The sequence below is a fragment of the Sporosarcina sp. P25 genome, from assembly GCF_002743235.1.
GTDB lineage: Bacteria > Bacillota > Bacilli > Bacillales_A > Planococcaceae > Sporosarcina > Sporosarcina ureae_B.
Map to the genome: position 1 here is coordinate 68889 of NZ_PDYV01000008.1, position 20698 is coordinate 89586.

21 protein-coding genes and 1 other RNA gene are annotated in these 20698 nt (G+C 43.2%); 5 read left to right on the top strand and 17 right to left on the bottom strand.

Translation table 11 applies throughout. The features are described 5' to 3' along the window. The first annotated feature begins 1 nt into the window (after position 1). Both CSV70_RS08885 and CSV70_RS08890 read left to right on the top strand, forming a co-directional pair. A complete protein-coding gene (locus CSV70_RS08885) occupies positions 2–1144 on the top strand; it encodes a GerAB/ArcD/ProY family transporter (protein ID WP_233191789.1) in 1143 nt (380 codons plus the stop codon). Beyond that, positions 1119–2225 (top strand): Ger(x)C family spore germination protein, encoded by a 1107-nt coding sequence (locus CSV70_RS08890; protein ID WP_099628602.1) that lies wholly within the window; start codon positions 1119–1121, stop codon positions 2223–2225. The genes CSV70_RS08885 and CSV70_RS08890 overlap by 26 nt, the downstream gene beginning before the upstream one ends. On the opposite strand, the gene CSV70_RS16920 is transcribed toward CSV70_RS08890, so the two are convergent. The 15 genes from CSV70_RS16920 to CSV70_RS08960 all read right to left on the bottom strand — a co-directional run bounded on the left by CSV70_RS16920 (position 2182) and on the right by CSV70_RS08960 (position 16097). Then, complete coding sequence (locus CSV70_RS16920; RefSeq protein ID WP_199171607.1) at positions 2182–2805, bottom strand: Fic family protein; 624 nt, start codon at positions 2803–2805, stop codon at positions 2182–2184. The genes CSV70_RS08890 and CSV70_RS16920 overlap by 44 nt on opposite strands. 229 nt (positions 2806–3034) lie before the next feature. Next, positions 3035–3385 carry a type II toxin-antitoxin system RelE/ParE family toxin gene (locus tag CSV70_RS08900; protein ID WP_099627434.1) on the bottom strand — a complete coding sequence of 117 codons (351 nt, stop codon included), beginning with the start codon at positions 3383–3385 and terminating at the stop codon, positions 3035–3037. Beyond that, a complete protein-coding gene (locus CSV70_RS16485; RefSeq protein ID WP_156890526.1) occupies positions 3385–3534 on the bottom strand; it encodes a hypothetical protein in 150 nt (49 codons plus the stop codon). Before CSV70_RS16485 ends, CSV70_RS08900 begins: the two co-directional genes overlap by 1 nt. A gap of 176 nt (positions 3535–3710) precedes the next feature. After that, positions 3711–4070: a transfer-messenger RNA gene (gene ssrA / locus CSV70_RS08905) on the bottom strand. Between the two features lie 90 nt (positions 4071–4160). Next, the gene (smpB, locus tag CSV70_RS08910) at positions 4161–4628 is read right to left on the bottom strand and encodes an SsrA-binding protein SmpB (protein ID WP_099627435.1); all 468 of its coding nucleotides are present in this window, start codon (positions 4626–4628) and stop codon (positions 4161–4163) included. Between the two features lie 42 nt (positions 4629–4670). Further along, on the bottom strand, positions 4671–7043 hold the full coding sequence (rnr, locus tag CSV70_RS08915; protein WP_099628603.1) for a ribonuclease R: 2373 nt from the start codon (positions 7041–7043) through the stop codon (positions 4671–4673). Positions 7044–7371: 328 nt separating this feature from the next. After that, entirely contained in the window at positions 7372–8118 is a 747-nt protein-coding gene (locus CSV70_RS08920; protein ID WP_099628604.1) for an alpha/beta hydrolase, read from the bottom strand. A 61-nt stretch (positions 8119–8179) separates the two neighbouring features. Beyond that, the gene (gene secG, locus CSV70_RS08925; RefSeq protein ID WP_029054061.1) at positions 8180–8407 is read right to left on the bottom strand and encodes a preprotein translocase subunit SecG; all 228 of its coding nucleotides are present in this window, start codon (positions 8405–8407) and stop codon (positions 8180–8182) included. Between the two features lie 312 nt (positions 8408–8719). Further along, the gene (gene eno / locus CSV70_RS08930; RefSeq protein WP_099628605.1) at positions 8720–10015 is read right to left on the bottom strand and encodes a phosphopyruvate hydratase; all 1296 of its coding nucleotides are present in this window, start codon (positions 10013–10015) and stop codon (positions 8720–8722) included. A gap of 12 nt (positions 10016–10027) precedes the next feature. Beyond that, a complete protein-coding gene (gpmI, locus tag CSV70_RS08935; RefSeq protein ID WP_099628606.1) occupies positions 10028–11554 on the bottom strand; it encodes a 2,3-bisphosphoglycerate-independent phosphoglycerate mutase in 1527 nt (508 codons plus the stop codon). Beyond that, positions 11544–12308 (bottom strand): triose-phosphate isomerase, encoded by a 765-nt coding sequence (tpiA, locus tag CSV70_RS08940; RefSeq protein WP_099628607.1) that lies wholly within the window; start codon positions 12306–12308, stop codon positions 11544–11546. Before tpiA ends, gpmI begins: the two co-directional genes overlap by 11 nt. A 12-nt stretch (positions 12309–12320) precedes the next feature. Then, complete coding sequence (locus tag CSV70_RS08945; protein ID WP_099627439.1) at positions 12321–13508, bottom strand: phosphoglycerate kinase; 1188 nt, start codon at positions 13506–13508, stop codon at positions 12321–12323. Between the two features lie 133 nt (positions 13509–13641). Further along, positions 13642–14649: a type I glyceraldehyde-3-phosphate dehydrogenase gene (gap, locus tag CSV70_RS08950; RefSeq protein WP_099628608.1), complete on the bottom strand. Its 1008-nt coding sequence runs from the start codon at positions 14647–14649 to the stop codon at positions 13642–13644. 62 nt (positions 14650–14711) lie between these two features. Beyond that, positions 14712–15737 carry a sugar-binding transcriptional regulator gene (locus CSV70_RS08955; RefSeq protein WP_085131571.1) on the bottom strand — a complete coding sequence of 342 codons (1026 nt, stop codon included), beginning with the start codon at positions 15735–15737 and terminating at the stop codon, positions 14712–14714. A gap of 126 nt (positions 15738–15863) precedes the next feature. Beyond that, positions 15864–16097 (bottom strand): glutaredoxin family protein, encoded by a 234-nt coding sequence (locus CSV70_RS08960; RefSeq protein WP_099628609.1) that lies wholly within the window; start codon positions 16095–16097, stop codon positions 15864–15866. An 84-nt stretch (positions 16098–16181) separates the two neighbouring features. Between CSV70_RS08960 and CSV70_RS08965 the strand changes: the two genes are divergently transcribed. Then, on the top strand, positions 16182–16376 hold the full coding sequence (locus CSV70_RS08965) for a hypothetical protein (protein WP_099628610.1): 195 nt from the start codon (positions 16182–16184) through the stop codon (positions 16374–16376). 892 nt (positions 16377–17268) lie between these two features. Here the strand turns inward: CSV70_RS08965 and CSV70_RS16840 are convergent. Both CSV70_RS16840 and CSV70_RS08975 read right to left on the bottom strand, forming a co-directional pair. Further along, positions 17269–18054 carry a TPM domain-containing protein gene (locus tag CSV70_RS16840; RefSeq protein WP_099628611.1) on the bottom strand — a complete coding sequence of 262 codons (786 nt, stop codon included), beginning with the start codon at positions 18052–18054 and terminating at the stop codon, positions 17269–17271. Continuing rightward, positions 18054–18632 (bottom strand): LemA family protein, encoded by a 579-nt coding sequence (locus CSV70_RS08975; protein ID WP_085131575.1) that lies wholly within the window; start codon positions 18630–18632, stop codon positions 18054–18056. The genes CSV70_RS16840 and CSV70_RS08975 overlap by 1 nt, the downstream gene beginning before the upstream one ends. A gap of 415 nt (positions 18633–19047) precedes the next feature. Here CSV70_RS08975 and CSV70_RS08980 point away from each other — a divergent pair, with 415 nt between their 5' ends. Both CSV70_RS08980 and CSV70_RS08985 read left to right on the top strand, forming a co-directional pair. Beyond that, the gene (locus CSV70_RS08980) at positions 19048–19788 is read left to right on the top strand and encodes a metal ABC transporter ATP-binding protein (RefSeq protein ID WP_099627864.1); all 741 of its coding nucleotides are present in this window, start codon (positions 19048–19050) and stop codon (positions 19786–19788) included. Further along, positions 19788–20657 carry a metal ABC transporter permease gene (locus CSV70_RS08985; RefSeq protein ID WP_085131577.1) on the top strand — a complete coding sequence of 290 codons (870 nt, stop codon included), beginning with the start codon at positions 19788–19790 and terminating at the stop codon, positions 20655–20657. The genes CSV70_RS08980 and CSV70_RS08985 overlap by 1 nt, the downstream gene beginning before the upstream one ends. Positions 20658–20698: the final 41 nt, after the last annotated feature.

Genomic DNA, 20698 nt, shown 5'->3' on the forward strand with positions numbered 1-20698 from the left:
GATGGAAGCCCTTCAATTATTTAATAAGAATGAAACCTATAATGGGTTCTATGTCATGTTGATGGTAAATCGCCTCCAAATGCTTTACTTTTTTTTGATTATGCCAAGGTTTTTGATCCATTCATATATGATTTGGGTGATTATAGCGGTTGGTATATTGTCTCAACTAAACATTCTTCTTTTATCCAAATGGTTTTTAACCCGGATTTCTAGCGAAGGATACAACGGATTTGTCCAATTATTCGGAAAAAAACTTGTACGTCTCCTCTCATTCATCGGGTTGTTCTTTATCCTGCTTAAACTTTTCGTGATTTTGTTAGGATTCTCGGAAATGGTTCAAATATTTATGTTTCCAGCTACAGATTCAAATTGGCTGATCTTTTTTATTCTGTTGTCTTGTTTGTATGTAGCATGGAAGGGCGTTGAAAAAACTATACGTTTTGTCGTGATTTCATTTTTGTGTACATTTTGGATGTTCTTATTCTTTGCTTTTTTCTTCTTTCCTCCAATAGCTCAACTCAGTGATTTGTATCCAATTATTCCAATGGAATTAAGTGTGAATTCCTGGAAAGGAATATTTTTAATTTTATCTTCATTTTCAGGGCCTGAATTTCTGGTATTTTTGGGACCTTGGTTTAAAACAAATAATAAGACATTTCGCTATTTGTCTTATGGCAATGCTCTAACCGTTATAGAGTATGTATTCTTATATATGGCGTCCTTATTCTATTTCGGTTCCAATTATTTAAGCAAAAGTCAATTTCCAATTGTCACTATGGCTCGTTATTTTCAAAATCCAGTAATTGAACGTATTGATATGGTCATGCTTTCTTTAGAATTATTTAACATCGTCTTTGCGGTTTCAATTTTTCTACTGTTGTTTTATGGAGCATCTAAAATAGCTAGTGGGAAAATGGAGAGACCACCCAGTCGAGTAGGCTTTTTATTCAGTGTATTCATTATTTTAATTGGAATGATTCTTGTAAATGAATGGATTTGGAAGTCAGATGAAAAGCAGATTATTTTACTTAATCTTCAAATTTTAGCAGGAAGCTTAAGTTACTTAGTGGTTCCAATTACTATGATCGTAGTGATGAAGATAAAGGGGGTTAATAAACATGAGACTACGAAAGAAGATGGCTAAAAAATTGTCAATCATATTTATGGCATTATGGTTAACTGGATGTGCCCCTTTTACTGAAAATAATATTATTGAAGAGCTTACTCCAGTCACATTTTTATCACTTAGTAAAGGGGATGAAGGTAAAATAAAAATCAGTACGATTTTGCCTTCTCTAAGCAAAGAAAAAAAGAGTGTAATAACGCAAGAAGTAAGCTTAATAAAGGAGGTACTAAGGAGTTTTAATTTAAACTTCTACCAGGAAATGAAATTTGGGCAAATGCGAATGCTGATAATTAATGAAGACCTCGGAAGAAACGAGGGGATTATGTCCATTATTAATGTGTTATTGACTGATCCGGATATTTCTTTGAGAATCTATTTAGTTATCGTAAAAGGAAATTTTGAAGAATACTTGGAAAATCAATTGGACAAACAAGAAAATCTTGATTACTCTTTTTACCGAATGCTGAAGCACTATGAGGAAAAAAATCAGGGAGAATTAAGTGTCGTTAATCTACATGAATTTAAAAAATTGTTATATACTCCTTATTCAGATCCTTTCTTACCTGTATTCAAAATAGAAAATGACGCTATCAGCTATGAAGGTACAGCCCTGTTTCAAAATGATAAACTAGTTGAAATAATAACAACTTATGATGATCGTATCTTCCAACTGTTACACAACGATCACTACTTAGCAGTTTTACCGATCCCAGAATTACAAGTTGTTCTAGGTCATGTTAGGTCTAAAACGAAAGTGGATATCAATAAAAGCTTGTCTACAATGACCTATACAGTGAATATAGACTCAAGAATTGAAGAATACCGGGGAGAAAAGCAATTATTTGACCCAAAGGATTTAGAAGTTTTTAAAAAAGATATCCAATCCAATCTTGAAAAACAAACACAAGAACTAGTAAAAAAGATGCAAGAATTGAATGTGGATCCATTACAGCTAGGCATTCATACATTAAAGCCATTCTCAAAACCAATGGATGAAAAAAAATGGATTGAACTTTTCAAGAAGATGGACATTAAGATAAAATACAATATTAATATTACTCCTTTGACGGATGCAAATTCAAAAAGGCAAAACCTTTAATTCTTCCTATTTCAATCTCTTTCTCATTAATCGGACGTGCGTCTTCTTCAGCCTGCTTTTCCTTTAACCATTGTTCACGTTCGACCTTCGGCTTCCGTCCGCGCTTTTTCGGTACCTGCTTCTTTTTCTTTTTGGCGGCTTGGACTCGATCTCTTGCCTCAAAATGTGTGGCATCGAAGGCGACATATTCATCGCTGATATGCCCTTCGTCGATGGCAAGTAGAATTAGTTCATCATGAATCTGCGGAACTACTACAGCATCAGGTGGCGTATGAGAGGCACCTGAAATGATCACATTCTGCTCTCTATATTTCCCGGCATTTGCTCTGTCTATTGAATGCAAGACGATGCCATGCAATTCTTTAATCACTATTTCCAAAAACGGTTGATCTCGCTGCACCATTTCTTCGGCAACTAAAATTGCTTCTTTATGATTAATAGCTTCTAGGTGCTCTCTCATGGATTTTCCGGCAATGACTATGCCATCATCTAGCACTGCTTTCGTTTCATAAATCGTTAACCTATTTCCTTCAATCGCATTGGAGTGATATGTATTTTTAATTAAAAAGTCTTCTTTCAAGCTACGAATAAGCCCTTTTGAAATTGGTCGTCGTTGATCGACATTCTTTTTTAACAGTGAAAGTCGATCCGTTTTTTTCTATCACAGGTTACATCCCCTTTATTAAAATAAGGGATATTGTGCAAGAGCTCACTCTTGTACAATATCCCTTCATCGAAAAAGTATAGAAAACCGATTCATCACTGGATATATTTTCAGATGTATTCAACGTCTTCGTATAGCTGCTTCACTACAATTCATTTTCTAAAATTCGATCTATTATTCGTATGATTTCGTTTACAGATATATCTTCTTGTTCGTTTTTAGAGTAAATGGTTAACGGATATATTTCTAAGTCGGCTGTGACTAAATACCATATTACACGAAATCCGCCACTCTTTCCTTTGTTTGCATTTGGATTACTCAATCTGGTTTTATATACGACATTTCCTTTGGTTCTGGGAATTCGGTCCCCATATAATTTACCTTCTTCAAAATCCGCAAAAAGGGAATCGACTAAATCAACCACTACTGGATATTTTCTAGCGATTTTTAAAAGCTCTTTTTCGAACGCTTTAACGCCAAGCACTTTATACTCCATTATTTTTCTTCTAAGCTCTTCCTCACTCGGTTCATCATATCCTTATATGAATGTTTGGGTAGCTTTCCCTTTCTCATTTGGTCTACTTCTTTTATAGATTCTGTCAGTATTTTTTTACTATCTGCCTGATTGTCTTTTAAAATGGCCATTTCATTTTCCTCCTTCTCATCCACACATACCACATCCTTTCAGATTATGTATATGTTTAAGTATGTAATGAGCATGATGATTTAAACATCGTTTTACTTTATTTTAAAAATAAGGGATATCACACAAGAGGTTCTCTTGTACAATATCCCTTACATCTTATTACACCTTAATCTCATAATGGAGACGGTGGGAGTCGAACCCACGTCCAAAGGCTCTGCTACTTCAGCGTCTACGCGTGTAGATTGATCATTTGGTTTCGCGCAAGCATTATGCCATCAATCAGGGCTTCCTGTGCGCTATTCCGGGAATCTCTTATGACAGCCTCAGAATGCAGATGTCATCGTAGCTCACTATAAGTGAACCTTACGCCTCCACATGAGCGATGGAAACGGAAGGTAGATTCAACAGCTTATGCTGCGAATGCTAGGTTGTTGTTTGTTTTGCCAGTTATTATTAACTGTCGTTTCTGACGGAGACGATCCCTCCGACGCGCGGCTCAAGCCCAGACCACCCCTGTCGAATCCGTAACGTCCCCGAAGGAAAGTTCGGAACCCAGGCCCGTTTCACTTAAAACGGCGGGTCGTACTTGATACTTCATCTAGTATACAATAAATCGGCAGGATTATCAATCTTGTTGATTGGCTTTGAATGCTCGTTGCATATCGCGCTTATGCTCTTTTTCTTTCAAGTCTTGGCGCTTATCATAGAGTTTCTTCCCTTTACCTACGCCGATCAATACTTTAGCGAAGCCGTTTTTAATATACATTTTCAACGGGATGATTGAATAACCTTGTTCTTTCATCGTGCCTGCGAGTGAAGCAATCTGTTTTTTGTGCAACAGTAATTTTCGCACACGAACCGGATCATGGTTATGGATATTCCCTTGTTCATAAGGGCTGATATGCATATTCGACAGCCATGCTTCGTTATTACGGATTAATATAAACGCGTCACGCAACTGGACTTTCCCTTTGCGGATCGATTTAATTTCCGTTCCTTTTAACACAATTCCTGCTTCAATCGTTTCTTCAATTGCGTAATCAAAGTTCGCCTTTTTATTGACAGCAAGTACTTTTCCAGTTCCTTTGGCCATGCAACTTCCTCCCTGACAGAAGACCGGAGACACGCTCCAGTCTTATTTTTTCTTCGGACGTTTCTTAGATTTCTTTGGCATACCTTCATAAAACTTCTTCTTTGGCTTTTCATACTTTTTATTGCGCTTGTCGCTCGAACTTTTCGCTCCGCCACCCGCACTTGAACTACTATTAGACCCTTGGCTTCTTCCTCTACCTGCGCCTTGGCCTCTGCTTTTTCCTCTGCTAGCTTGGATGACTTTTGGTGTCTCTTTACGAGAGCCTCTGAAGTTTTCTTTCATTCCCACGATTTCGAAGTCTACTGCTTGCTCTTCTGGTTTAACAGATGTCACACGCACTTTTACTTCGTCCCCGATACGGTATTGTTTCGCTGTACGTTCCCCGATCATCATCATTTGGCGATCATCGAAGCGATAATAGTCGTCGTTCATGTTCTTGACATGCACAAGTCCTTCGATCGTATTCGCAAGTTCAACAAAGATACCGAAGTTCGTAACAGACGAAATGACTCCTTCAAACTCTTCCCCCACTTTATCGACCATAAACTGTGCTTTCTTCAATGCGTTCGTATCACGCTCTGCATCTACTGCACGACGTTCCCGTTCAGACGTATGTCGAGCGATTTCAGGCAGTTCGGCAGACCAATGGGCAATCGTTTGTGCCGACACGTCTTTATTGAATAAATACGTGCGAATGAGACGGTGAACGATTAAGTCTGGATATCTTCTGATCGGTGCGGTGAAGTGCGTATAGAACTCCGTCGCTAAACCGAAGTGACCGATACTATCTTGGAAATACTTCGCTTGTTGCATCGAACGCAATAGCATCGTCGAGATTAAAGATTCTTCTGGCAGTCCTTCGATGGATTCAACAATTTCTTGCAGCGCACCTGAATCTACTTGTTTACCCGTTCCTTTGACGACGATTCCGAATGTCGTAAGGAACTCGAAGAAGCGTTGTAATTTCTCTTCTTTTGGATCTTCGTGAATTCGGTATAAGAAAGGTACTTTCATCCGGTCGAAGTGCTCTGCAACGGTCTCGTTGGCAGCTAACATGAATTCCTCGATTAAACGTTCAGAAACGGTACGCTCGATAATGATAACGTCTGTCGGCCAGCCCTCTTCATCTACGAGAATTTTTGATTCTTTGAAATCGAAATCGATGGCGCCACGGTTTTTACGCTTTTGACGGAAATTACTAGCTAGTTTCGCCATATCGTTTAGCATCGGTACAATTTCTTCGTATTTCTTCGATAGTTCTTCGTCTTGATGATCGATGATTTGGTATACTTCGTCATATGTCATGCGGTAACTTGAGTTGATAACACTCGGATAAATATCATGGTCAATCACTTTACCATTGGCATCTACTTTCATTTCGCATGTCAATGTCAAGCGGTCTTCTCCTGGATTGATTGAACAAATGCCGTTAGACAAGCGATGCGGTAACATCGGAATGACGCGGTCTGTCAAATAGACACTCGTGCCACGGTCTGCGGCTTCAACGTCCATTGGAGAGTTTTCCGTGACATAATAGCTAACGTCCGAAATATGCACAAATAGACGATAGGATCCGTTGTCTTCTTTGAAGACTGAAATCGCATCATCCAAGTCTTTTGCATCGGCACCGTCAATGGTCATCGTCAATTCTTTACGTAAATCTCTACGGCCTTCGAAGTCTTCTGGCTGAACTGTCGTCGGTACACTGTTCGCGTGTTCCATGACGTCTTCAGGGAATTCGATCGCTATGCCGTGCTTATGAATGATCGACAGGATGTCTACACCTGGGTCGTTTTTATGCCCGAGAATCTGTGTGATCATGCCAGTTGCATTGTTTTCATCGGTTGGCCAGTTAGTGATTTCCGCGATCACTTTTTGACCGTCTACCGCTTCCAATGAATGACCTTTTTCGATATACAAATCCATCGGTAATTTCTTGTCGTCCGGCAAGACGAAACCATATCCTTCATGTGCTTGATACGTTCCGACAACTTGCGTCGTTTTACGCTCGACGACTTTCGTGATGACGCCTTCGCGACGATCTCCGAATGAGCTGCCAGATACGCGTACGAGGACGATATCGCCATTCATCGCGCCGTTTACTTCATGAGGTGGGATGAAGACATCATCACCTTCCACTTCTTCTGGTACGACAAAGCCGAAGCCTTTGGCGTGACCGATGAATTTTCCGCGAAGAAGATTCATTTGTTCTGGTAAGCCGTAGCGGTTATTGCGTGAACGAACGATTTTCCCGTTCTGTTCTAATTGTACGAGCATTTTCACTAGTTCTTTAAATTCGTCCGCCTGTTCTAAGTTGAGTGCTTCTTGAATCTCGTGGACAGTGGACGGCATATAGGATTTTTCTTTTAATAAAGACAAAACCCGTTCTTGTAACTCTTTTATATTTGGTTCCAAACAATCATCTCCTCCTTTTGCTTCTATAAAGTAAGTTGGTATACACGTTTATTTCCGTTCCAGGCGGACGCTTTCCTGCGGGCATGGCTTGAGCCAAGCGAACAGCGAAGGGTTCGCTTTGCCGTATTTCTGTGTACTTTGCAGAAATTAAGGCATCTGGCCGGGGTCTCAAGGCTCATGCTCATAACGCTTCGCTTTTAATCGCAGAAGTAATTTCTTTTCCCGCGGGAGTCGCCGCCTGAAACGAAAATCAACTGAGTGTCCTTTTAAAACTCGATTTTTGGTTAGGACTGAAGTTCAACTTCTTTAGTTATATCTTCCCCTAATTTCACTCTTGCCAATCAAGGGATTCTAAAAATTGTAGTACGTTTTCGTGAAGTTGTGCTTTTTCAGGACCTAATGTAATGACATGTCCTGATTCTTCGTACCATTGTAGTTCTTTTTCTGTAGATTGTGCTTCGTCGTAAATAATTTGTGCGGAATTCGGATCGATTACGTCGTCGTGACGTGATTGCACAACGAGTAATGGTGTGTAGATGCAGTCGACTTGATCGCGCACGTTTTGGACCATGGATTGTAAACCGTCAAGGCCCGGCATAGACTTCGTTTTCAAGTCGTCCATTTCTAATTTGATTTGCTCGTCTGATTGACCTGCGAACTTTTTGTAGTCTCGTGCGTACTTTAGCACGCCTGACCACATCAAGTCCGTCGTTTTCATCGTCATCGGTGCACACATTGTCACGATGCCTTTTAGCGGAAATTGCGCTGCGAGTCTCAATGAAAATACACCACCGAGTGATAATCCCGCCACAGCAATCTCATCATATCCTGCCTCTTTTAGCTGATTATATGCATCTAATACATCTTCCCACCACTGGTCAGGATTCGTCTTGATCAATTCTTCAGGCGGCACACCATGACCGCGGTAATGCGGTGCCAATGACGTATAATTGTGCTTTTCAAGGAAGCGGCCAAGCATCCGCACATCCGCGGATGTTCCTGTGAACCCATGCAACAGTAATACCGCACGTTTTCCATGTTGAAAGAAGAATGGTTTCGGTTGGGCAATTCGCATGTCTTTCGTTCCTTTCTACGAAAAGCGCCTGACCGTTCAAACATGGTCAGGCGCTTGCATTTTATATTTTCATGATCGCAATGGTTAGGACAAAAAATAAGACAGATAAGACGATCGTCGCTCTTTGTAGAACGAGATCTAATCCACGTGCTTTTTGTTTTCCGAAAAGTTGCTCTGCGCCTCCGGAGATGGCCCCTGACAGTCCCGCACTCTTACCGGATTGCAATAAAACGACTACTATTAATGCTATAGCTACGACTATCAGCGATGCTGTGAAAACTGCATGCATGTTTTTCCACCTCCAAAAATAGCAAGTTACAACATTTCTATTCTACCAAAGCAAGTCTCTCGGCACAACCTTTTGTTACGAATTATGCCGATTGACTGAACTATATAAGTTGAACTTAAAAAGTAATCATCTCATGGGAACCGTTGATTTCCGTTCCAGGCGGACGCGTTCCGCGGGCACGGCTTCAATCTCCTCGTCCGCTACACTTCCTGCAGGGCTTTCAGCTCGTGCTGTTCCCGCTGGAGTCGCCGCCTTCCTCTCCAATCAACTTAGTATATCCTGAAATCTTTAATTCAATTTATATAGTGGCTATTATTTATTCAAATTATAGAATGTATCTTTGCCTAGGTACTGAGCTGTTTCAAACAGTTGATCTTCGATACGAAGCAATTGATTGTATTTCGCGACACGATCCGAACGAGAAGGTGCACCTGTTTTGATTTGACCAGCGTTTGTCGCCACTGCGATGTCCGCAATCGTCACGTCTTCTGATTCACCAGAACGGTGAGAGATGACAGCTGTATAGCCTGCACGTTTCGCCATTTCAATCGCATCGAATGTTTCAGTCAATGTACCGATTTGGTTCACTTTGATCAGGATCGAGTTACCGATTCCTTCTTTGATGCCACGTGATAATTTCTCTGTGTTTGTAACGAATAGATCGTCACCCACCAATTGCACTTTGTTGCCAAGACGCTCTGTCAATAGTTTGTGGCCATCCCAGTCGTTCTCGTCCAAGCCGTCTTCGATCGATACGATTGGGTACTTTTCACAAAGCTCTTCATACCAAGCAACCATTTCTTCAGATGTTTTACGAATATCTTCACCTGCAAGGTAGTAGTTGTTTTGGTCTTTATCGTAGAACTCAGAAGAAGCTACGTCCATAGCAAGCAAGATGTCTTCGCCCGCTTTGTAACCGGCTTTTTCGATGGCTTCGATAATGGTAGTAAGTGCTTCTTCGTTAGAAGCCAGGTTCGGAGCAAATCCGCCTTCGTCTCCAACTGCAGTGTTCAAGCCTTTGCCATGAAGAACTGATTTTAGACTGTGGAAAATTTCCGTACCCATGCGAAGTGCATGACGGAAAGATTCTGCGCGAACTGGCATGATCATGAATTCTTGGATGTCGACGTTGTTATCTGCGTGCTCTCCACCGTTTAAGATATTCATCATCGGTACCGGTAGTTGCTTCGCGTTGAAGCCGCCAAGGTACTGGTACAACGGAACGTCTAAGTAGTCTGCTGCTGCATGTGCAACCGCCATAGACACACCAAGAATCGCGTTAGCGCCGAGTTTCCCTTTATTCTCCGTACCGTCTAGTTCGATCAATGCTCTGTCGATAACCACTTGATCCAATACCGAGTAGTTGTCTTCGAATTCTGAAGCGATCACTTCATTGACGTGATCTACTGCTTTCAATACGCCTTTACCGTTATAACGATTTTCGTCGCCGTCACGTAGTTCTACCGCTTCATACTCCCCAGTAGATGCACCGGATGGTACGATGGCACGTCCAAAGGCACCGCTTTCTGTGAATACTTCTACTTCTACAGTTGGATTGCCTCGTGAATCCAATACTTCTCTAGCTTGAATGTGGGTAATGATTGGCATGAAAATCTCTCCTTAGAATAATGGTTTTCCGGTCATTTCAACCGGTTGTGGAATTCCTAACATTTTCAACATCGTCGGTGCCAAGTCTGCAAGAATACCGTCTGTGCGCAACACGACATCAGGATTCGTGATAATGACAGGTACAGGATTTGTCGTGTGCGCTGTCATCGGTTGTCCACCGATTGTCGTCACTTCATCCGCATTGCCGTGATCCGCTGTGATGATAGCCGATCCGCCTTTTGCTGATAAAGCGTCAATGATTCGGCCTAAACACGCATCGACCGTTTCAATCGCTTTTACAGTTGGCTCTAGCATTCCGCTATGGCCGACCATATCCGGATTCGCGAAGTTTAGGATAATGGCATCTTGTCGTTCCGCTTCGATTTCGGCCACTAACGCATCCGTTACTTCGTATGCGCTCATTTCCGGCTTCAAATCGTACGTTGCGACTTTTGGCGAATTGATCAGAATTCGAGTTTCCCCTTCAAACTTTTCTTCGCGTCCGCCACTCATAAAGAACGTCACATGTGGATACTTTTCCGTTTCCGCAATTCGCAACTGACGCTTGCCTTGGTCTTCAAGCACTTCACCGATTGTTTTGGTTAAATTGACATTATGGAATACAATGTCCGCTACTACATCATCATTATAATGCGTAAAGCCGACAAAATGTAAGTCCGTAAATTTTTTCACGCCTCGATCGAAACCATCAAAGTCCGGTTGCGTAATAGCACGTGACAATTGAATCGCACGGTCTGGACGGAAATTGAAGAAAATCACCGCATCTCCATTGTCAATCGTCGCCACCGGCTTGCCGTCTTGTTGAACGACAAATGGCTCGACAAACTCATCATGTATTTCTTCGGTATAAGAAGCTCGGATTCCTTCTTCTGCTGAATGACAATGTGGTCCGATTCCATATACCATTGCGTCATACGTTTTCTGCACACGTTCCCAACGCTTGTCGCGGTCCATCGCAAAATATCTGCCGGACACAGTCGCGATCTGGCCGACACCGACTTCTTTCATCACATCTTCTGTACGTTTAATATATGGAAGTGCCGTCGTCGGTCCTACGTCACGACCGTCGAGGAATGCATGTAAGTAGACACGTTCTATACCGTGTTCTTTGGCCATTTTCAATAAAGCGAATAAATGCTCATAATGACTGTGAACGCCTCCGTCAGACAGTAGCCCCATGACGTGAAGTGCAGAGCCTTTCGTTTTGACATGCTCCATCGTTTCAAGCAATGTCGCGTTAGCAAAGAACTCACCTTCACGAATGGATTTATTGATGCGCGTTAAGCTTTGATAGACGATACGGCCAGCACCAATGTTCAAGTGACCTACTTCAGAGTTCCCCATTTGTCCTTCTGGTAACCCTACTGCTTCTCCACACGCCGTCAATGTTGCGTGCGGGTAGTTTTCCCACAGCAAATCAAAGTTCGGGATGTTAGCGTGTGCTACCGCGTTTCCATACGTTTCGTCTCGTAAGCCGAAACCGTCCAGGATAATTAACGCGACTGGTTTATTCGCCATGAGTTCCAGCCTCCACCAATTTTACGAATGCCGCTGGATCGAGACTTGCTCCCCCGACTAACGCACCGTCAATATTGTCTTTACTAAGTAATTCAGCGATATTTTCTGGCTTTACACTACCGCCGTATTGAATACGGACTGCATCTGCCACGTCTGATGAATAAAGTGTTTCGATCTTATGACGGATTGCGGCACATACTTCATTGGCATCGTCAGCCGTTGCAGTTTTGCCTGTGCCGATCGCCCAGATAGGTTCGTACGCAATGACGGACTGTTTCGCTTGTTCCGCTGTGACGCCGAAAAACGCTTTTTCCACTTGTGCTGAAACGATCGAAACCGTTTCAAGTGCTTCGCGCTGTTCCAATGTTTCTCCTACGCAAACAATCGGTACTAGGTGATGATTGAACGCTGCAAGTACTTTTTTATTCACCGTTTCGTCGGTTTCATTGAAATACTGACGACGCTCAGAATGTCCCAAAATGACATACTGTACACCTACGTCTTCAAGCATAGCTGGGCTGATTTCACCTGTAAATGCCCCTTCATCTGTATCATGCATCGTTTGAGCGCCTACTTTGATCGCAGTCATTTCAAAACGTTGTAGTAAGTCGTTTAGATACAATGCAGGCGGGCAGATCACCGCTTCGACTTGATCTGACGCCGTGAGTTGTTCTTTCATGTGTTCCGCAAATTCTGCAGCTTCACCAGATAATTTAAACATTTTCCAGTTGCCCGCAATGATTCGTTTTCGCAAAAGAATTCCTCCTTATTCTCGATCTTGTAATACAGCTACTCCTGGCAATTCTTTGCCTTCCATGAATTCGAGTGAAGCGCCGCCACCTGTAGATACGTGGTCCATTTTTTCCGCGACTTCAAACTTTTCAACAGCCGCCGCAGAGTCGCCTCCACCAATTACTGTATAAGCAGCTGTTTCAGCCATCGCGTCCGCCACTGTTTTCGTGCCGTTTGCGAATGCTTCCATTTCAAACACACCCATCGGCCCGTTCCAAATGACGAACCTTGAATCTTTAATGACTTGCTCGTAACGCTCTGCTGTTTCAGGTCCGATATCGAGACCCATCCAGCCTTCTGTAATGGCATCGACTGAAACCGTTTTAGTTTCTGCATCAGCAGCAAACTTATTCGCAACGACTGCATCTGTCGGTAAGTATAAAGTGACTGCCTTTTGCTTCGCCTTTTCAATGAAAGACTTCGCCAACTCTACTTTATCTTCTTCTACTAGTGAATCTCCAGTTTCGTGACCTTGTGCGCGGGTGAATGTATACGACAATCCGCCACCAATCAACAAGTTATCGACTTTATCCAACAAATTATCGATGACGCCAATTTTGTCTTTTACTTTCGCGCCGCCTATGATTGCCGTGAAAGGACGATCGGGATGAGACAATGCTTTTCCGAGAACATCTAATTCTTTCTCGAGTAAGAAGCCAAGAACACCGGGTATGTACTCTGCAATTCCAGCAGTGGAAGCATGTGCGCGGTGCGCTGTTCCAAATGCGTCATTCACAAAAACGTCTGCTAGAGCGGCAAATTGCTTGGATAGTTCCGCATCATTCTTCTCTTCGCCTGGATTAAAGCGAACGTTTTCAAGCAAAATCACGTCGCCGTCTTTCATTTCTGCAATCGCTTTTTCCACTTCTTCACCGATTGATGAATCGAGTTTCTTCACTGTTTTACCTAGAAGCTCAGACAATTTATCGCCTGCAGGTGTCAAACGCATATCTTCTTGCACTTCACCTTTAGGACGTCCTAGGTGACTAGCTAATATTACTTTTGCCCCCGCATTTGTCATATATTCAATTGTGGGTAGTGCCGCTTTAATACGTGTATCATCCGTTACCTTTCCATCTTCCATCGGTACGTTGAAATCCACGCGACAAAATACGCGCTGGCCGTTCAATTTAATATCTCTGATTGTCTTTTTCATGTTCATTCAATAAGTCCTCCTCGGCATAAATACAAAAAGAGGAACGGGTTTCTCCGTTCCTCTCACCCATATTTATTCATTATAATCGGTTACTTGTGGAATGGCTACGATTTATAACAGAATTGATGGTTTTCTCGTCTTATAGGCCTTGTTTGTTCATATATCGTGCAAGATCGATACAACGAGCGGAGTAACCAGACTCATTATCGTACCAAGAAATGACTTTTACCATATTGCCTTCCATGACCATTGTAGACAAACCATCTACTGTGGAAGAGGCCGTGTTTCCATTGTAATCAACAGAAACTAACGGCAAGTCACTGAAGAATAGACGTCCTTTTAACTCGCCTTCAGATGCTTTCTTCAATGCAGCGTTGACGTCTTCTACCGTTACGTCTTTTTCTAATTCCGTCACAAAGTCTACAAGGGAAACATTTGGAGTCGGCACACGTACTGCCATTCCATCTAATTTCCCTTTCAATTCAGGAATTACTTTCGTTACAGCAGAAGCTGCACCCGTTGTCGTTGGAATCATCGACACGCCAGCCGCACGCGCACGTCGGTAGTCGGAGTGTGGAAGGTCGAGAATTTTCTGGTCGTTTGTATACGAGTGAATAGTCGTCATCATACCACGCTTAACGCCGAATGAATCGTTCAACACTTTCACGACAGGTGCTAAACAGTTCGTCGTACAAGACGCGTTCGATACGATATGGTCGTTCGCTGGATCGTACGTTCCTTCATTGACACCCATCACAAGTGTAGTCATTTCGCCTTGCGCTGGAGCAGACAAGATCACTTTCTTCGCGCCTGCATCGAGGTGTTTTTGCAATCCTTCTTTCGAACGGAAGACACCTGTACAATCGATCACGATATCTACGCCAAGGTCTTTCCAAGGTAGGTTCGCAGGATCTTTTTCTGCAAACACGTTGATCTTTTTGTCATTTACACGAATTGAAGATTCATCTGATTGCACGTCTGCATCGAAAATGCCGTGCACGGAATCATATTTCAATAAATGAGCCAACATCGCTGCGTCTGTCAAATCATTGATCGCCACTACTTCTACATCTTCTGTTGCGAATGCTTCACGTAGTACCAATCGTCCAATTCGTCCAAATCCATTAATCGCTATTTTCACTGTCATACTAAATCGCCTCCGTTAAGATAGTTGTAACCTTTTCGCCTTCTAGGCATTGTATCTGCGTTTCACATTAACGACAGCATATTCTCCGCTGCGCCTTCGTCTGTCACTAAAATAGTCTGGGACGGTGCACTTGCTAAATACGACAGCAGTGCTTCCGCTTTACTCGCCCCACCGGCTACTGTGAGCACGAGCGGAACGTCTTGCAATTGCTCCATCTGAATCCCAACTGTACGGATACGATGGACAATTTCACCTTGTTGATTAAAATAAAAGCCGAATGCTTCTCCTTTTGCTTGCCGATCTTGTAGAATCTGCTGTTCTTCGTCAGGAGAGTTTCGCAATACAGCCATTTTCGTCGCATTCCCGACACCATGGATCACGCAGTCGGTGCGACTATATAACGCCAACATCTCTTTCGCGGCGGGCTCATGCTGGAACACCGCATGTGCTTCTTCACTCAAAGTATCTGGATAATAAAACGCTTTGTATGTTGCATGACATGTTTCTGCAAATGAAGCAGCGATCATATTCGCCTGCAGCCCAATTTCTTCCCCCACGCCACCTCTTGCTGCGATAAATTGCACATCAGGCAACTCATCTTGCTGCATAAACGATGGAATCGCGGCTACTGTACTACCGCCAGTTACTGCGACAATTTCCTTTCCCTTAATGCGGGAGCGAAATTGCTTCGCCGCTTGCATACCGAGCAACTTTTTCGTCAAAGGTGAATCATCGGAATCCCCTTCCACTACATGTACTTGTAGAATGCCGAGGCGCTCCGCCAACTCATTCGCAAGTTGTCGTCTTCCCGATCTTTCCTCCATCGTATCATGCAATGCAAAGAGCACTTCTATACCTTTTTCCGTAGTCGACACGCCTTCTTTCGCAATATGCACCAGTTCTTGTTCTTTCAATAAATCGAGCATCGTCCGTGTTTCCCTTTCGGAATAACCAGACATAGAACTAAGCGTGCGTCTGCCAACAGGCCCCGACGCTTTGATTAGTTTCAACATATGATAACGTTGCTCGATCAACAGTGGAAGTTCAGGTATAAGTGCGAGTTGTGCTTCATAAAATGATAAGTTCACTTACATCCCTCTTTTCAAGTGGGTTATATTTGATCCCGTATAATTAATATTGTCCCACCTAGGGTAAAAAAATACTATACGTGAAGTATAGCATACTCAGAAATGAAACACAACGAGAAAGCGTTTTCATTGTTCGATTAATTCCAAAAGATCGATATAGCCGATATTTCCAAATGCCAACACCTGTCCTTCGTGTTCGATGACAGGGATCATTAGCATATATTTTTCATGGATGTCGTCATCTTCTTCTATATTGAACGTCTGCCACTCGAGTGGATAATCTTCCGCGACCAAGCGAAGCATTCGTTCCGCTTCTCCGCACAGTCCACAATTAGGTTTCGTGTAGAATTGAATTTTCATATGTAGGTCACCTCGTTTTTATTTATGATTACATGGAATTGGTTATTTTTCTAGGGATTTGATTTTTTAGGGGGTTGGGGTTGGGTGGGTTATGAGCGGTTATGGGGTTGGATTGAGCGGATTGCGTGGAACTATGAGCCGTTGTGGATCGCGATTGAGCGGATAACGCTACGCATAGAGCGCTTGCCGCGGCATATAGAGCGGATGGCGGGATTCATTGAGCGGAAGCCGCTAATGCCAAAGACTAGATGGCGCAGCGATAGAATACCGGGATATTAGGTGTAGCGCCGCGGGCATAGAGCGGATGCGAGGCTACATAGAGCGGGCAACGTGGAACTATGAGCCGTTGCGGATCGCGATTGAGCGGATAACGCTAAACATAGAGCGCTTACCGCGACATATAGAGCGGATTGCGGGATTCATTGAGCGGAAGCCGCTAATGCCAAAAACTAGATGGCGCGGCGATAGAATACCGGGATACCAGGTGTAGCGCCGCGGGCATAGAGCGGATGCGAAGCTACATAGAGCGGACAACGTGGAACTATGAGCGGTTGCGGATCGTGATAGAGCGGATAACGCTACGCATAGAGCGCTTACCGCGGCATATAGAGCGGATTGCGGGATTCATTGAGCGGAAGCCTCTAATGCCAAAGACTAGATGGCGCGGCGATAGAATACCGGGATACCAGGTGTAGCGCCGCGGGCATAGAGCGGATGCGAGGCTACATAGAGCGGGCAACGTGGAACTATGAGCGGTTGCGGATCGCGATTGAGCGGATAACGCTACGCATAGAGCGCTTACCGCGGCATATAGAGCGGATTGCGGGATTCATTGAGCGGAAGCCGCTAATGCCAAAGACTAGATGGCGCGGCGATAGAATACCGGGATACCAGGTGTAGCGCCGCGGGCATAGAGCAGATGCGAGGCTACATAGAGCGGGCAACGTGGAACTATGAGCGGTTGCGGATCGTGATAGAGCGGATAACGCTACGCATAGAGCACTTGCCGAGGCATATAGAGCGGATAGCATGATTCATTGAGCGGAAGCTGCTAATGCCAAAGACTAAATCGTGCCGCGGGCATAGAGCCGATGCGTAACTCCATTACACCACAAAAAAAGTGACGATAACTCACCAATCGAGTCATCGTCACTTTCTGCGAAACAAGCTATTACCAACTTCGTCCTGCTCCGCCACCACCACCGGAACCACCGCCGCCGAAGCCACCAAAGCCTCCGCCGCCGCTACTTCCACCTCCGAAGCCGCCACCGCCGGAACCAGGGAAGAATATCGGTCCGACGCTAGATCGACCACGTGGACCGCCTCCACCGCCTCTTCCTCCGCCGCCGAAAAAGACGCGGAAGATAATGTAGAGAACGATGATCACAATAACAAACGATGGAATGCCGACGTCTTCTTCACCTTGTTCGGGGTATACGACTGGCAACTCATCGCCTTCGAGTCCGTATTCCGCGGCTATTTCATTATAGAATGCTTTGTACGCTTCCATAATCGCGAGGTCTGGTTGTTCTTGCCTTAAATATGGCATCGCGAGTTCATCGATATAACGTCCTACTTTGCCGTCAGGAAGTGCTCCTTCCAAACCGTAGCCAGTTGTTAAATAGAACTTACGTTCAATACCTGCCGCTTCATTTTTTTCTGTGGAAACGACAAGCAATGCACCATTATTCATTTCTTTATCGCCTAATTGCAATTCACGAAGCAAGCGCAGTGCATACTCCTCAACGGGCTCGCCTTCGAGGGAATACACTGTACGAACAGCAAGTTCTGCTTTCGTGGCCGCTTGCAAGCGCATGCCATACTCTTCTATTTCCGCTTCTTGAGCGGGTGTTAAAATATCTGCATCATCCACTACCACATCTGTAATCGCATGAACGGTCGTCGTACCAGTTAGGGCTACTAGTAGCGCTACGAAGAACATGCAGACGCGGTGCATCACTTCACGTCATCCCCAAAATCGACTGATGGCGGTTGTTGCGCCCCTTCGACCGCTTTGAAGTATTCTTTTTCATCGAATCCAAAGATCGAAGCTACGATTTTACCAGGGAATCGTTTAACGGTTCTATTGAAGACAGATACGACATCGTTATAATCTTTACGTGCAACTGCGATACGATTTTCTGTCCCAGCTAATTCATCCATTAGCTGTTGGAAGTTTTGGTTTGCTTTTAAATCCGGATAATTTTCTACCACTACTAATAAACGACTTAATGCGCTCGATAGTTCTGAATCTGCTGCTGCTTGTTCTTCAGGACCTTGTGCACCCGCCATTTTACTCCGTGCGTTCGCAATGTTTTCAAGCACCTCTTTTTCATGTGAGGCGTATCCTTTCACCGTATTGACTAAGTTCGGGATTAAATCTACTCTACGTTGTAATTGCGTTTCAATCTGTGCATACGACTGGTTGACGTCTTCATCCAAGTTCACTAACTTGTTGTAGGAAGGAACGATCATAATCGCTGCGATGATTACTAACACTATAATGGCTATAAGCGGGCCAGCTAATTTCTTCATACATCACTACTCCTCTCATCATTTCATTAGTATGTACTTACCCTACTTCTTTCACTCGCCAAACTTCCTGAAGCAATATTTTAAAAGTGAATGGTTGGGTCTATCCCCCATTTACTTCCTATGTATAAGCATAAACTACATACAATATGATGCATTTATTCAATTACAGGTGCTCGTAGATAAAATTTACAGGATTTTTTCAAGAACTACTTTACAGATAATTTTGAGTACGCTATACTGATAAAAGTTGCACGAAGGAAACAATATAGTACCAATCATGCATTAGAGTTGCGTAAGGGAAACTATTGTTTTATATTATTACTTATAAAAAACTATACTGCTTCTTGACTAAAATAAAAGTTGTATTCCTTTTATCTGAAAGTTGCACTAGGGAAAGAAAAGAGGAGGAAACTAGATGATAGATCCGATATCAGTCAATAATATAACGGTTTCGTATGACGGCCATGAAGTGGTAAAAGATGTTTCTTTTTCATTTGGGGCTGGTAGTTTGATTGGTGTTCTCGGGCCCAATGGTGCGGGTAAATCTACATTAATGAAAGCGATGCTTGGCTTAATCCATAAAGATCATGGAGATGTAAAAATCGGTAGCAAGACGGTGGATTCCATGCGTAAGCAAATTGCTTATGTTCCGCAACGTTCCAATATCGACTGGAACTTCCCTATCATCGTAAAAGATACGGTTTTGCTTGGAACCTATCCGAAAATTGGCTTGCTAAGACGTCCGCGTAAAGCAGATAAAGAATGGGCAATGGAGTGTTTAAAGCAAGTAGGAATGGAAAGCTTTGCAAATCGCCAAATCGGTGAGTTATCAGGCGGCCAGCAGCAGCGAGTATTCCTCGCACGTGCATTAGCGCAAAAGGCGGATTACTTCTTCCTTGATGAGCCATTTGTAGGAATTGACGTATCTAGTGAAGAAATCATTATTGGGATATTGCGTGAAATGCAAGCTACTGGCAAAGTGATTTTCGTTGTTCACCATGACTTATCAAAAGTGAAAAAATATTTTGACGGGCTTATCCTTATTAATAAAGAGTTAATCGATGCAGGTCCCACGAATAAAGTATTCCAGTCAAGCAATATGGCAAAAGCATATAACCGTGAATTTATGATCGACGGCTTGGAGGTTTCTATGTAATGGAATTCATTCAAGACTTAATGACGTACAACTTCTTACAGAAAGCATTGATTACGTCGATCATGGTCGGCATCATTTGTGGAGTGATTGGAAGTTTCATTGTCCTTCGGGGTATGGCTTTGATGGGCGATGCGATTTCCCACGCGGTTCTACCAGGTGTTGCCATTTCTTATATGCTTGGAATTAGTTATTTCTATGGGGCAGTGTTTACGGGTGTTCTTACAGCATTCAGTATCGGTGCCATATCTCAAAATAGTCGAATCAAAAATGACTCCTCTATCGGCATTGTCTTTTCAGCGTTTTTCGCTCTCGGTATTATTTTAATCACACAAGCGAAAAGTGCGACAGATTTGACGCAGATTTTATTCGGTAACGTGTTGTCTGTGCGCAGTTCCGATATGTGGCTGACATTGATCATCGGTGCCATTGTGATTTTAGTAGTCGTTTTGTTCTTTAAAGAACTACTCGTTTCCAGTTTCGATGAGACGATGGCTGCGGCATACGGTTTGAAAACACGTTTGATTCACTACACGATTATGTTTTTACTGACATTGGTGACAGTCGCTTCACTACAGACTGTCGGTGTGATTCTTGTTGTATCTTTATTGATTACACCCGCTTCGACAGCGTATCTGTTAACGAATCGACTATCGGTCATGGTCGCACTGGCAGCATTTTTCGGTGCTGTGTCTTCCATCACTGGACTGTATTTCAGTTTCTTGTACAATATGCCTTCGGGACCCGTGATCGCCTTGGCAGCAACAGCCATTTTCGTCTTGGCATTTTTATTCTCACCTAAGCAAGGTGTTATTGTGGGGATGTTCCGTAAAAAGTTCAAACGTAAATCGATTACAGGGGCAACCAATTAAACGTTTAACCACCTCGACAAAAATAAAAATTTAGTATTCGT

Excerpts from the sequence above, each read along its gene's own strand:
- CSV70_RS08960 (WP_099628609.1), bottom strand. The coding sequence starts at position 16,097 with ATGAAAATTCAATTCTACACGAAACCTAATTGTGGACTGTGCGGAGAA.
- CSV70_RS16485 (WP_156890526.1), bottom strand. The coding sequence starts at position 3,534 with ATGGCCATTTTAAAAGACAATCAGGCAGATAGTAAAAAAATACTGACA.
- CSV70_RS08985 (WP_085131577.1), top strand. The coding sequence starts at position 19,788 with ATGGAATTCATTCAAGACTTAATGACGTACAACTTCTTACAGAAAGCA.
- secG (WP_029054061.1), bottom strand. The coding sequence starts at position 8,407 with ATGCATGCAGTTTTCACAGCATCGCTGATAGTCGTAGCTATAGCATTA.
- CSV70_RS08920 (WP_099628604.1), bottom strand. The coding sequence starts at position 8,118 with ATGCGAATTGCCCAACCGAAACCATTCTTCTTTCAACATGGAAAACGT.
- CSV70_RS08975 (WP_085131575.1), bottom strand. The coding sequence starts at position 18,632 with ATGAAGAAATTAGCTGGCCCGCTTATAGCCATTATAGTGTTAGTAATC.
- CSV70_RS08900 (WP_099627434.1), bottom strand. The coding sequence starts at position 3,385 with ATGGAGTATAAAGTGCTTGGCGTTAAAGCGTTCGAAAAAGAGCTTTTA.
- CSV70_RS08945 (WP_099627439.1), bottom strand. The coding sequence starts at position 13,508 with ATGAACATGAAAAAGACAATCAGAGATATTAAATTGAACGGCCAGCGC.
- gpmI (WP_099628606.1), bottom strand. The coding sequence starts at position 11,554 with ATGGCGAATAAACCAGTCGCGTTAATTATCCTGGACGGTTTCGGCTTA.
- CSV70_RS08885 (WP_233191789.1), top strand. The coding sequence starts at position 2 with ATGGAAGCCCTTCAATTATTTAATAAGAATGAAACCTATAATGGGTTC.
- smpB (WP_099627435.1), bottom strand. The coding sequence starts at position 4,628 with ATGGCCAAAGGAACTGGAAAAGTACTTGCTGTCAATAAAAAGGCGAAC.
- CSV70_RS16840 (WP_099628611.1), bottom strand. The coding sequence starts at position 18,054 with ATGCACCGCGTCTGCATGTTCTTCGTAGCGCTACTAGTAGCCCTAACT.
- eno (WP_099628605.1), bottom strand. The coding sequence starts at position 10,015 with ATGCCAATCATTACCCACATTCAAGCTAGAGAAGTATTGGATTCACGA.
- gap (WP_099628608.1), bottom strand. The coding sequence starts at position 14,649 with ATGACAGTGAAAATAGCGATTAATGGATTTGGACGAATTGGACGATTG.
- CSV70_RS08890 (WP_099628602.1), top strand. The coding sequence starts at position 1,119 with ATGAGACTACGAAAGAAGATGGCTAAAAAATTGTCAATCATATTTATG.
- CSV70_RS08980 (WP_099627864.1), top strand. The coding sequence starts at position 19,048 with ATGATAGATCCGATATCAGTCAATAATATAACGGTTTCGTATGACGGC.